The organism is Paludibacterium purpuratum, from assembly GCF_004363805.1.
GTDB lineage: Bacteria > Pseudomonadota > Gammaproteobacteria > Burkholderiales > Chromobacteriaceae > Paludibacterium > Paludibacterium purpuratum.
Map to the genome: position 1 here is coordinate 381833 of NZ_SNZP01000002.1, position 11918 is coordinate 393750.

Sequence of the window (11918 nt, forward strand, 5' to 3'; positions counted from 1 at the left end):
CCCGTTTCTGTTATATCACCCGTTGGATACCCCCAAGCGCCCCCGCCATCGGGGCAATTCATTTGCGCTGCGAACCCCTATCCGAGGCCAATTTTCGGGCTTGACAGCGCGATGCCGCCGTCGGATGATGGAACGGCGCCGATTTGAAACAGCTTGCGGGCGCGGTAAAAATGCCAGCTAAAGCGTGAGAAACGGTCCATACCCGCTTCGCGCCAAGGCCAAGCGGGTTTTGTTTTGGCATTCGCTTCGATGCTGTTTCGCTTCGGATTACGTAACACATGGCCTCTCGCGAGGCCGGCGCCGAGTTAATCGACAACTTGCAGGGCGCCGAAAAATCCTGCTAAAGCGTCGCCTGGCGGTCGTCGGCCGGGCGCGCAAGCCCCGTGACCGATTGGAGAGAACCATGTACGACTGCCAGACCGATTCTTGCACCGATTTTTCTTTTGCCTTTTTTGATGCCGTGGGATGCGCTAGACCCCTTGCAGGAACCCTGACCGCCACACCGGCCACCTCCGCTGACGCCGCCGGTCTCGCCGCTTTGTTCGCATATGCCAATGGCCTGGGATATCAGGCCGAACTCACCGCAACCGCGGTGGTCGTGCACGACGTCAATTTAAGCGACGCCTTGGCCATCAATGCTCGCTTCGGCAATCAGTTGATCATCGGTTGCGATCTGCGGCGCGATCCGCCAGTCCGTTTTGGCTAGCCGCCAGCGGGCGCGTAGGACATCGCGCGCCCGGCCTGCCCGCCTCGGGTATAATCACGCTTTCTCCCGGTTTCCCGCGCCATGCTCTTCGAACTGAACCGCACCTCATCCGGCCGCCTCCTCGGCGAGTCGCGCCAGATCGTCCATCTGGCGCTGCCGATGATGATCGCTCAGACGGCGCAGGTTGCGACCGGTTTCGTCGATGCCGTCATGTCGGGCCACGTCAGCACCGACGATCTGGCGGCGGTATCGATCGGTTCCAGCATCTTCTTGACCTGCTACGTGACCCTGATGGGGCTGGTGACCGCCCTCAATCCGATCCTGTCGCATATGTTGGGCGCCGGCCAGTCCGACCGCTTGGGCGAGACCGGCCGCCAGGGGTTGTGGTTCGGGCTGTTCACCGGCTTATTCGGCATGGCGCTGATGCTGGCGATCCAGCCACTGTTACGCCCTGTCCTGCATCTGCCGGTCGCGGTCGAAGACAAGACCATGCTATTCATCACCGGCACGGCACTGGCCATGCCGGCGGCGATGGTGCACAGGGCGCTGCATGCCTATGCCGCGAGCCTCAACCGCCCGCGACCGATCATGTATATGAGCATCGCCGCCCTGCTGCTCAATATCCCGCTCAATTACATCCTGATTCACGGCCTGTTCGGCATGCCGCGCATGGGCGGCGCCGGCTGCGGCTGGGCGACGGCCGCGGCGTTCTGGTTCAACGCCATCGCGTTGTTTAGCTACGTTGCCGGCAATCGCCATTTCCGTCCCTACGGACTGACTCGCCGGATCGACCCGCCCAATTGGCGGGCATTCGGCGAGTTTCTGCATTTGGGCTTGCCCATCGGCCTGTCGTTCTTCGTCGAGATCAGCCTGTTCGCTTTCATCGCACTGCTGATCGCGCCGCTCGGCACCGTGACCGTGGCCAGCCACCAGGCGGCGATGAACTTCTCCAGCATCATCTATATGGTGCCGCAAAGTATCAGCAGCGCCTTGACGGTTCTGGTCGGCCAACGCATCGGCGCCGGCGATGCGCGCGGCGCACGGCGCATCACCGGCGTCGGTCTGGCGCTCGGCCTGGCCTGCGCACTGTTGATCATGCTGACGATTTTCCTGTGGCGCGACGACATCGTCCGTCTATACACCGACGACCCGCGCCTGATCGACATGGGCGCCACGCTGTTGTTGTTCGCCGCCGTCTACCAGCTGACCGACTCGACGCAAACCATCGCCTCCGGTGCGTTGCGCGGCTACAAGCTGACCCGGGTGCCGATGGCCATCCACGTCACCGCCTTCTGGGGGGTCGGGCTGGGCCTGGGCATCACACTGGGTCTAACGCACTGGCTGACCCCGCGCCCAATGGGCGTCTACGGTTTTTGGGCGGCACTGGTCATCAGTCTGTCCGCCGCCGCCGTTTTGCTGATCATCTACCTGGCGCGGCAAAGCCGTCTGCAACTAGCCGCCCTTTCTGCCTGGAGTCCCTCGCGTGAGCCTGACGTTCCTCGATAACGCCCCGCTAAAAACCCTCAACACCTTCGGCCTGGATGCTCGTGCCGCCCATTTCTGCCGCTTGGAGCACCAGGACGACCTACCGGCGCTATTGGATAGCGAGCCCTATCGGCAAGGGCCGGTCTTGTGGCTAGGCGGCGGCAGCAACCTGCTATTCACCCGCGACCACCCCGGCCTGGTCGTGCAGGTGGCGCTTTCCGGCCGCCGGCTGATCGCCGATCAAGGCGATTCGGTCGTGGTCGAGGCCGCCGCCGGCGAAAACTGGCACCAGTGGGTGCAATACACCCTGGCGCAAGGCTGGTTCGGCTTGGAAAATCTGAGTCTGATCCCTGGCTCGGTCGGCGCCTGTCCAGTGCAAAACATCGGCGCCTACGGGGTCGAGGTCAAGGATACGCTCTGCGAGGTGATCTGCGCCGACTTGGCCGATAGCGGCCGCCTGGTGTCGCTGTCGAACGCCGACTGCGCCTTCGGCTATCGCGACAGCCTGTTCAAGCACGAAGGCGGGCAGCGCTACCTGGTCTGCGCGGTACGTTTTCGTTTGTCGCGCACGCCGTCCCTCAAGACCGGCTACGGCGATATCGAGCGCGAGCTACAGTCCATGCCCAGCTGGCCCGCGCCAACGCCGCTGGACGTTAGCCAAGCGGTCGTGAATATCCGCTCGGCCAAGCTGCCCGACCCGCGCAAGCTCGGCAATGCCGGCAGCTTCTTCAAGAACCCGGTGGTTCCACAGGCCGACGCGGATGCGCTGGCGGCACGCTATCCGGCGCTACCGCGCTATCCGGCAGGCAATGGCCAGTGCAAGCTGGCCGCCGGCTGGCTGATCGAGCAATCGGGCTTCAAGGGATTTCGCCAGGGCGACGCCGGCGTGCATGAACGCCAGGCATTGGTGCTGGTCAATCACGGTTCCGCCAGCGGTCGCGAAATCCGCGCGCTGGCACAGGCGATCCAGGATGAGGTCGAGCGCCGCTTCGGCGTCCGGCTCGCCCCGGAACCGGTCATCATCTAACGGGAGATTTTCCATGCAAGTCGAGGTATTGCTGTTCGATCTGGGCGGTGTGCTGGTGGAGTGGGACGGCACCACCCCCTTGGTCGAACATACCGGCGGCCGCATCGACCGCGAGACGGCACGTCAATTCTGGCTGACCTCGCCATGGGTAGGGCGACAGGATTTAGGACAATGCACCCTCGAAGACTTTGCCGACGGCGCCATTGCCGAACTCGGCCTCGACTTCACGCGCGAAGCCTTTATCGAGGCCTATCTGGGCTGGGTCAAGGGCGTCTTTCCCGGCACCCATGCGCTACTCGACCAATTGAAAGGACGCTACCGGCTGGCGACGCTGACCAACAACAACGCCGCCCACTTCGGTCGCATTGCCAGCGAGCTGGCACTAGGGCAATACTTCGACGAGGTATTCGCCTCGCACGAACTCCACATGAAGAAGCCGGACGCCGAAATCTACCGCTACGTCACCGAGAAGCTGGGTGTGGCGCCGCAACGCATCGCCTTCTTCGACGACAACATCGAATGCATCGAACCGGCGCGCGCCATCGGCTGGCAAGCGTTCCATACCATCGGACTGACGCAGGTCGAGGACGCGCTACGGACGATCGGCGCGCTTTAGAACATATTCCCGTAGGAGTGGCTTTAGCCGCGAATATCCGGCGCCGACGAATCGCGGCGAAAGCCGCTCCTACCGATCCACCTAGCTCACGCCATGCCGGCGGCCACGAATAGATACACCACGCAGCCCATGCCGATCATCCAGCTCAACGAACGCGCCGTCGCCAGATTTCGCACATAGCACAAGCCGTGCGCCACGCGCGCCAGCAGAAACACCCAGGCCGCGGTATCGAGCTTCGTCGGCGGCACCTTCATGACGAACGCCACGATTACCGCGGCGGCATAGGGTGCAAAAGCCTCCCAGGCATTTTGCTGCGCCCAGTTGGCGCGCTGCCGGTAGCCGCTGGCATGCGCCAACACCTCGCGCGGCCGGCTATTGTCATAAGGGGCGCCGGCCTTGGCGACCATGGTCCAGACCAGGGGCAGGAAAGCGGCAATCAGAATGCTCCACAAAGCAAAAGGCATGGGGCGATCTCCTTCGAGTTTCAATCGTTCAAATAGCGCGCATCGTCGAAACTGGCCACCCAGTGTGGCTTGTAGACGATCAGCACCGCCATCATCAGGCCGGAAAGAAAAGCCTCCGACCAGGCCAGCAGCAGGTAATACGGCAACGCGTCTTGCAACAAAACATCCCAGCTGTAGATACCAAAAACGCCCAGCAGTACGACAACCGCACTGCCGGCCAATGCCATGCCCAGGCCGCCGGTCAAGAAGACGTTAAGGAACAGGTAAACGAAGTAATTGGTCGGCAAGCGCCGTTGGGTCAACCGCAACGCGAACCAGGTCAGCCAGATGGGCAACTGCCCGCGAGCCAGCCAATCGAGCCCGAATGCCCAAACATCGCCTCCAGCGCTAAAACAAGCCACGGCAACCACCACGGCGGCGGCGAGCGATGCCAGCACCGGCCCCATCATCAACGTCAGCACCGTCATGCCCAGCAAGTGGTAAGTCAGCCCGGGGCGTGCATCGTATTTCAGTGTCCACAGCACCAGCACCATCACGCAGGCGCCGAGCCAGGCATTGAACTGGCCGCCATCCAACCGCCGCCAAGCAACACGCCGTGCCAAGCATCCCAACACCGCCAGTGCAACCGCATCCAACACCAACAGGAAAGGCAGAGGAAAAAGACTCGCCGCGAGGTTCATTGGCCCACCATGACAAACGTATATTCCGATGATAACCGATTTCCCGGATGCTGCGTGTCCACCGGCCCCGCGCATTGGGTACAATAACGCTTTTGCCTGTCAGGACAAGCTATGACCACCCCGCCCCCCTCGCATCTGATCGCCCAGGACGTCAGCCGTGCGCTGGCAGAGGACATCGGCGCCGCCGACTGGACTGCGCAGTTGATCCCCGCTGACAAGCAAGGCGTCGCCACAGTGATCGCGCGCGAAGCGGCGGTATTGTGTGGCAAGGACTGGTTCGACGAATGTTTTCGCCAGGTGGATGCCGAGGTGAGAATCGCCTGGTCGGCGCAAGAGGGCGAGCAGATCGCCCCCGGCCAGACGCTGTGCCGACTCGACGGGCCGGCACGCGCGCTACTGACCGGAGAACGCACCGGCCTGAACTTCCTGCAAATGCTGTCGGCCGTCGCCACCCAGACCCGACAGTACGTCGATGCGGTAATCGGAACACGCGCCCGCATTCTGGATACGCGCAAGACGCTACCCGGCCTGCGCCTGGCACAGAAGTACGCGGTCACGGTAGGCGGCGGCGACAACCAACGCATCGGCCTATTCGATGGCATTCTGATCAAGGAAAACCACATCATGGCAGCCGGCGGCGTTGCGGCGGCGCTGGAGGCCGCGCGTTGCCTGGCGCCGGCACACGTCACATTGCAGATCGAAGTCGAAACCCTCGAACAATTGCGCGAAGCGCTGGAGGCCGGCGCACGGCTAGTGCTGCTCGACAATATGGATCACCAAGCCATGCGCCAAGCGGTTGCGCTCGCTGCCGGCCGTGCCGAACTGGAAGCATCGGGCGGTGTCGAGCTGGCTTCGCTACGCGCTATCGCCGAAACCGGCGTCGATCGCATCTCCGTCGGCAAACTGACCAAGGATATACACGCCATCGATCTGTCGATGCGCTTTCAATAAGCCTAACGTCATATACCGTTGCCCGCGTGCCAATCCAATTGCATGGTATAAACTGAAATAGCTGATTTCAAATGAGTGGCATACCATGGACATGGGCGGCATGCGGACACGACGGGGCGCTTTCTCGATAAAACTGGTGAGCGTCGCGTTCCTGATGGCCTTTCTCGCACTACTGGCCTTCGATCTGGTTCGCGACCAAAGCCACCGCGAGCTGGATGCCGAGCAGCGCATCGCCACAGCCAGCCAGTACTTGGCCAACCAACTCAACGACGCTCTGCGCGAAATCGACTTGGTGTTCGACACTCTCAGCGACAGCCCGCAAGTCGGCAACCATCTGATCGGCCAGCCGCTGACGCAGCGCGACCACGATTGGTTGCGACACACCCTCGGCAGCAGCATCGAACATATCGCCTATCTAGCGCAAATCCGCATTGTGGATTTGCACTGCAACACCGTGCTCGGCAGTCCCACCACCAACGGCACCAAATTGCCCGTCTCGCTCTGCGCCTGGATGCGCGGCGAGGGGCGGCGCAGCGATACTTTCTTCACCGCCACCGATGAAGGGAACAGTGCGATCCTGCACGCCACCCGCCTCTACGACGCTCAGCATATGGTTGTCGGCATGGTGGTGGCGCAGCTGTCGCAAAATACCTTACAACCGCTGTTCGCCAACATCGCCACCGGCGACAACGGCGAGATCCTGATCCTCGACCGTCATCGGCACTTGGCCGCATTCTGGCCGACGGACACCGCTCGACCGGCCTCAACGCAATCGGCGGACGATGCGCGCCAGGTCGTACTGCAGGAGGACAAACAGCAGATTTATCACGCCGTTTCGGCACGGGATCGGATTGCTCGGCTGTATAGCGAGCGAGAATTGGACAATTACCCGTTGATCGTCTCGGTGGGACAGGACCGCCGCTCGGATCGCACCGATTTCTTCTGGCAACTGACCTGCTACACGCTGGCGTGGCTACTATTGGCGATTTTGCTGCGCAGAGTCACCAGAGAACAGTTGAACCAACTGCAGACCCGCGAGCTACTGCTCCAATGCAGCGAATCCCTCCATAACAGCGAACTACGCTGGCGCAATATGCTCAACGAGCTACCGCTCGGCATCGTACTGGTGGATGCCGACAGCGAGCGCATCCATTTCGCCAATCCGCCGGCGCGCATCATGATGGAGCTTGGCAATCCGGATGGCAGCTGGAACGACACCGACCCCGGTAGTCCTTCGCCACGCTTCCACATCCGACCGATCGTCGAATGGTTGCGCCAAGGACACTTGGTACAGGAACAGGACGTCGAGATAGAGCGCGACACGCAGACACGGCTCTGGATGCGGGTCGGCATGCACCCGATGCATGTCGATGGCCGGATGCTATGGATGATCACCCTGGCCGACCGTTCGGAATACTATGACCTGAGCCGCAGTCTGGCCGACTGCCGGCAGCGATTGGACACCATGGAGCGTACCGATATGCTGACCCGGCTCGCCAACCGCAAGGCGATGGAGACCGGACTGAGCATCGAAATTCACCGCTGCCGCCGCTATGGCCTGCCGCTGTCGCTTGCCTACTTCGACATCGATCACTTTCGAGCCTTCAATGAACGTTATGGGCGGTTGGCGGGCGACAACGTTTTGATCGCGGTCGCCAACACGCTGCTAGACAGCACCCGCTCCACCGATATTTGCGCACGTATCGCCGGGGAAGAGTTCGTGGTGATTTTTACCAATACGTCACTGGACTATGCGCACCAGGTCATGGAACGCATTCGTACCAAGATCGCATCGACCATCTTCCCGTTCGCCGAGCAGAACGTCACATTCAGCGGCGGAATCACTTGCTGGCGTTTGGGAGACACGGCGGACGAAATCACCAAGCGAGCAGAAGCCTTGATGAACCTAGCCCGGCAACGGGGCTGCAATCGCTTACTCAGCGACGAAGCGGTGCATTGAAGTCAGTCGCCTGGCGGCTCGGAGAGCGTCAGCGCCAGCAGGCGCAACATGGCGGCCGTGGCACCCCAGATGAAGTGCTGTTGCCAGCTAAGCGACAAGGTGTAGCCATGTATCCCGTCATGCTCAAAAGCATGGCGTTGATACAAGTCCGTGCGCAGCACCTGCGCCAATGGCACCTCGAAGATCTCGGCCACCTCTCCAGGATGGGGAGTCAGCTCGGCAGGTGCCTCCAGGAAGCCTACCACCGGCACGACCGAGAAACGGGTGATGGTGACGAAACGCGGCAAGGTGCCGAGCACCCGCACCAACCCGCGATCCAGGCCGATCTCCTCCTCCGCCTCGCGCAATGCGGTATCGATCGGACTGCTGTCTTTCGCCTCCTGCTTACCGCCGGGGAAACTGACCTGCCCCGGATGGGTCGGCAGGTTATCGCTGCGCCGAGTCAACAGCACGGTCGGGCCTTCTGATCGCCATACCAGACCAATCAGTACTGCGGCTGGACACACCTGATCGAAGACCAGGCGCGGCGGCATCGCCTCGCGCCAACGGTCGTCCGGCCCGTGTGCCAACCGATCCGCGATCCAGTCGGACGCGGCCGTTCCGTCACTCGGCAACATGGATTATTCCTTGTCTCCACTCACCCCGATCTTCGGCAGGGTCATATCGCCCCAATGGCCGATCAACCTAATCGCCAGGCCGATGGCAAAGAGCAATTGCAAACTCAGATAGTTGACATACACCAACTGGTCCAACACGTACAGCCCACCGGCCACCAGGATCGATACGGTTCCGTAAAAATCCTCGTGCAGGATGAACGGGATGTCGTTGACCATCATGTCGCGCACCACCCCGCCGCCGACAGCGGTAATAAATCCGAGCAACACCACACCAAAGGCATTGAGGTCATACATCAGGCCGACCTGGGCACCGGTAATACTGAAGGCGATCAGGCCGAGCGAATCGGCGGCGATGAAGGCACGGTAAAATGTCTGGCTTTCAAGTTTATGCAAGCCGGCCAGCCACGATATCAATAGCGTGATAGAAATGATCACGACGTTGGTATAATCGTAGAACACCAACGGCACGCGGTGAACCAAAACATCGCGCATGATCCCGCCGCCGATACCGGTCAAGAGCGCCACGATCAGGATCCCCAACAGATCCAGACGCTTTTTCACACCCACCAAATAGCCGGAAAAGGCGAACGCCACGGTGCCGATCGCCGAAATCCATTCCATCAAATTCAAACGACTTGCTATATCCATGTTTTATTTTGAGCTGAACAACAGTATGAAAAACGCCAGGTCGAAACCTGGCGTTGGAAAGTCATGCCGATCTGTCTCAACGACGCATCGAGTCGAAGAAGGCCAGGTTGGACTTGGTTGCGCGGATCTTGTCTTGCAAGAACTCCATCGCCTCCAGATCGTCCATCGGGTATAGCAACTTGCGCAACACCCAGATGCGCTGCAGGTTTTCCTGCGGAATCAACAGTTCCTCGCGACGCGTACCGGAACGGTTGATGTTCAGCGCCGGGAAAATCCGCTTTTCCGCCATACGGCGATCCAGGTGGATTTCCATGTTGCCGGTGCCCTTGAACTCTTCGTAGATCACGTCGTCCATGCGCGAACCGGTATCGATCAGCGCGGTGGCGATAATGGTCAACGAACCGCCCTCCTCGATGTTACGCGCGGCACCAAAGAAGCGTTTCGGGCGTTGCAAGGCGTTGGCATCGACACCGCCGGTCAGCACCTTGCCGGAGGCCGGCACCACGGTGTTGTAGGCGCGCGCCAGACGGGTGATAGAGTCGAGCAGAATCACCACATCCTTCTTGTGCTCGACCAGGCGCTTGGCCTTCTCGATCACCATTTCGGCGACCTGCACGTGACGGGTAGCCGGCTCGTCGAAGGTCGACGAGACCACTTCGCCACGTACCGAACGTTGCATTTCGGTCACTTCTTCCGGACGCTCGTCGATCAACAGCACGATCAGCTCGACTTCCGGATGATTGGAGGTGATGGCGTGCGCGATATGCTGCAGCATCACGGTCTTGCCCGACTTCGGCGGCGCCACCAGCAAACCGCGCTGGCCCTTGCCGATCGGCGCAATCAAATCGATGACGCGGCCGGTGATGTTTTCCTCGGCACGGATGTCGCGTTCCAGATGCAGCGGCTCGGTCGGGAACAGCGGCGTCAGGTTTTCGAACAGGATCTTGTGCTTGGAATTTTCCGGGGCGTCGTGGTTGACCTTGTCGACCTTGACCAGCGCAAAGTAGCGCTCGCCGTCTTTCGGCGTGCGAATTTCGCCTTCGATCGAATCGCCGGTGTGCAGATTGAAACGCCGGATCTGACTCGGGCTGACGTAGATGTCGTCGGGGCCGGCCAAATACGAGGTATCGGGGCTACGTAGGAAGCCAAAACCGTCCGGCAGCACTTCCAACGTGCCTTCGCCGTAGATGCTTTCGCCTTTTTTAGCTTGGTTTTTCAAAAGCGCGAAGATCAGGTCTTGTTTGCGCAGCCGATTGGCACCGTCGATTTCGTTGGCAATAGCCATTTCGACGAGCTGGGTAACAGGGAGATGTTTCAGATCAGATAAATGCATAGCTGCCGGTTTCGACTCGAATACGATTGGCGAGAGGAGTGTTTTTTGGGTGTGGAAGCAGATACGACACGGGCGACTTCCGCCGCCCGCTTAAAGAATTCAGCCGAGAATAAACACTTTAAATGTGGCTGTCAACAAAAGCCGTCAATTGTCCCTTGGCCAGCGCACCGACCTTGGTCGCCACCACGTTGCCGTCCTTGAACAGCATCAGCGTCGGGATGCCGCGGATGCCGTATTTCGGCGGAGTCTGTTCGTTTTGGTCGATATTGAGCTTGACCACTCTCAGGCGGCCATCGTACTCCTTGGCCACATCCTCCAGGATCGGCGCAATCATCTTGCACGGACCGCACCATTCAGCCCAATAATCGACCAGCACCGGCAGGTCGGCTTTCAGGACATCTTGCTCAAAGGAATTGTCGGTCACATGCAGAATCAGGTCGCTCATGGCTTGCTCTCTTAAAATTATTAAGCTCGATGACGAAATGGTAGCAAGCCAGCCCAGCGGGAGCAACCCTGGCGACAGCGGGGTTACACAGACAAAACCGGAAAGATTTTCCACTGTCGGACAACTTCGCCCCTGCCCTTCGCGCCGAGCTTGGGTATAATGGCACGCTATGTTCAGCTAGAAGGAATGACGATGGGTTTCCTGCAAGGAAAAAAAATTCTGATCACCGGCATGATCTCCGACCGGTCCATCGCCTATGGCATTGCCCAGGCCTGTCATCGCGAAGGCGCCGAACTGGCCTTCACCTACGTCGTCGATAAGCTCGAAGAGCGCGTGCGCAACATGGCTGCGGAGTTCGGCTGCACGAACGTCTACCGCTGCGACGTGCAAAACGACGCCGAGATCGAACAACTGTTCGTCGACCTAAAGAAAGATTGGGACGGCCTGGACGGTCTGGTACACGCTATCGCCTTCGCCCCGCGCGAAGCGCTCAACGGCGACTTCCTCGACGCGCTGTCGCGCGAAGCATTCCAAGTGGCGCACGACGTGTCGTCGTACAGCTTCCCGGCGCTGGCCAAGGCTGCGCGCCCCATGATGCAAGGCCGCAAGGGCGCGTTGTTGACCCTGACCTATCTGGGCGCCGTTCGCGCTATCCCGAACTACAATGTGATGGGTCTGGCCAAGGCCAGTCTGGAAGCCGGCGTGCGCTTCATGGCCAGTGCGCTCGGCCGCGACGGCATCCGCGTCAACGGCATTTCCGCCGGCCCGATCAAGACGCTCGCCGCCTCGGGTATCCGCGACTTCTCCAAGCTGCTCAACCACGTTGCGCAAGAGTCGTCGTTGCGCCGTAACGTCACCACCGAGGAAGTCGGCAACGCAGCAGCCTTCCTGCTGTCCGACCTGGCGTCGGGCATCACCGGCGAAATCACTTACGTCGATGCCGGCTACAGCGTTAATGCACTCAACGTGCACGAAGACTGATCGGC

At 60.6% G+C, this 11918-nt stretch carries 13 protein-coding genes; 7 read left to right on the forward strand and 6 right to left on the reverse strand.

Features of this window, described 5'->3' with window-relative positions:
• Positions 1 to 403 precede the first annotated feature (403 nt).
• From DFP86_RS03885 to DFP86_RS03900, 4 genes are all read left to right on the forward strand, one after another.
• Positions 404 to 706: a hypothetical protein gene (locus tag DFP86_RS03885; protein ID WP_133678685.1), complete on the forward strand. Its 303-nt coding sequence runs from the start codon at positions 404 to 406 to the stop codon at positions 704 to 706.
• Positions 707 to 787: 81 nt separating this feature from the next.
• Complete coding sequence (locus tag DFP86_RS03890; protein WP_133678686.1) at positions 788 to 2212, forward strand: MATE family efflux transporter; 1425 nt, start codon at positions 788 to 790, stop codon at positions 2210 to 2212.
• Positions 2190 to 3218 (forward strand): UDP-N-acetylmuramate dehydrogenase, encoded by a 1029-nt coding sequence (gene murB / locus DFP86_RS03895; RefSeq protein WP_133678687.1) that lies wholly within the window; start codon positions 2190 to 2192, stop codon positions 3216 to 3218. Before DFP86_RS03890 ends, murB begins: the two co-directional genes overlap by 23 nt.
• A 13-nt stretch (positions 3219 to 3231) precedes the next feature.
• Positions 3232 to 3834, forward strand: a complete 603-nt coding sequence (locus tag DFP86_RS03900) for an HAD family hydrolase (protein WP_166642140.1) — start codon at positions 3232 to 3234, stop codon at positions 3832 to 3834.
• A gap of 86 nt (positions 3835 to 3920) precedes the next feature.
• Here DFP86_RS03900 and DFP86_RS03905 read toward each other — a convergent pair whose 3' ends face one another.
• Both DFP86_RS03905 and DFP86_RS03910 read right to left on the reverse strand, forming a co-directional pair.
• Positions 3921 to 4298 (reverse strand): MAPEG family protein, encoded by a 378-nt coding sequence (locus DFP86_RS03905; protein WP_133678689.1) that lies wholly within the window; start codon positions 4296 to 4298, stop codon positions 3921 to 3923.
• Between the two features lie 20 nt (positions 4299 to 4318).
• Positions 4319 to 4978, reverse strand: a complete 660-nt coding sequence (locus DFP86_RS03910; RefSeq protein ID WP_133678690.1) for an energy-coupling factor ABC transporter permease — start codon at positions 4976 to 4978, stop codon at positions 4319 to 4321.
• A 111-nt stretch (positions 4979 to 5089) separates the two neighbouring features.
• Between DFP86_RS03910 and nadC the strand changes: the two genes are divergently transcribed.
• Complete coding sequence (nadC, locus tag DFP86_RS03915; protein WP_133678691.1) at positions 5090 to 5929, forward strand: carboxylating nicotinate-nucleotide diphosphorylase; 840 nt, start codon at positions 5090 to 5092, stop codon at positions 5927 to 5929.
• Positions 5930 to 6029: 100 nt separating this feature from the next.
• Complete coding sequence (locus tag DFP86_RS03920) at positions 6030 to 7889, forward strand: sensor domain-containing diguanylate cyclase (RefSeq protein ID WP_208108209.1); 1860 nt, start codon at positions 6030 to 6032, stop codon at positions 7887 to 7889.
• A 2-nt stretch (positions 7890 to 7891) separates the two neighbouring features.
• Here the strand turns inward: DFP86_RS03920 and DFP86_RS03925 are convergent, their stop codons facing one another.
• The 4 genes from DFP86_RS03925 to trxA all read right to left on the reverse strand — a co-directional run bounded on the left by DFP86_RS03925 (position 7892) and on the right by trxA (position 10932).
• Positions 7892 to 8506 (reverse strand): CoA pyrophosphatase, encoded by a 615-nt coding sequence (locus DFP86_RS03925; protein ID WP_133678693.1) that lies wholly within the window; start codon positions 8504 to 8506, stop codon positions 7892 to 7894.
• A 3-nt stretch (positions 8507 to 8509) separates the two neighbouring features.
• Positions 8510 to 9127 carry a trimeric intracellular cation channel family protein gene (locus DFP86_RS03930; protein WP_133678694.1) on the reverse strand — a complete coding sequence of 206 codons (618 nt, stop codon included), beginning with the start codon at positions 9125 to 9127 and terminating at the stop codon, positions 8510 to 8512.
• Positions 9128 to 9230: 103 nt separating this feature from the next.
• Complete coding sequence (gene rho, locus DFP86_RS03935) at positions 9231 to 10487, reverse strand: transcription termination factor Rho (RefSeq protein WP_133678695.1); 1257 nt, start codon at positions 10485 to 10487, stop codon at positions 9231 to 9233.
• 118 nt (positions 10488 to 10605) lie between these two features.
• Complete coding sequence (trxA, locus tag DFP86_RS03940; RefSeq protein WP_133678696.1) at positions 10606 to 10932, reverse strand: thioredoxin TrxA; 327 nt, start codon at positions 10930 to 10932, stop codon at positions 10606 to 10608.
• Positions 10933 to 11124: 192 nt separating this feature from the next.
• Here trxA and fabI point away from each other — a divergent pair, with 192 nt between their 5' ends.
• A complete protein-coding gene (fabI, locus tag DFP86_RS03945) occupies positions 11125 to 11913 on the forward strand; it encodes an enoyl-ACP reductase FabI (RefSeq protein WP_133678697.1) in 789 nt (262 codons plus the stop codon).
• Positions 11914 to 11918 lie beyond the last annotated feature (5 nt).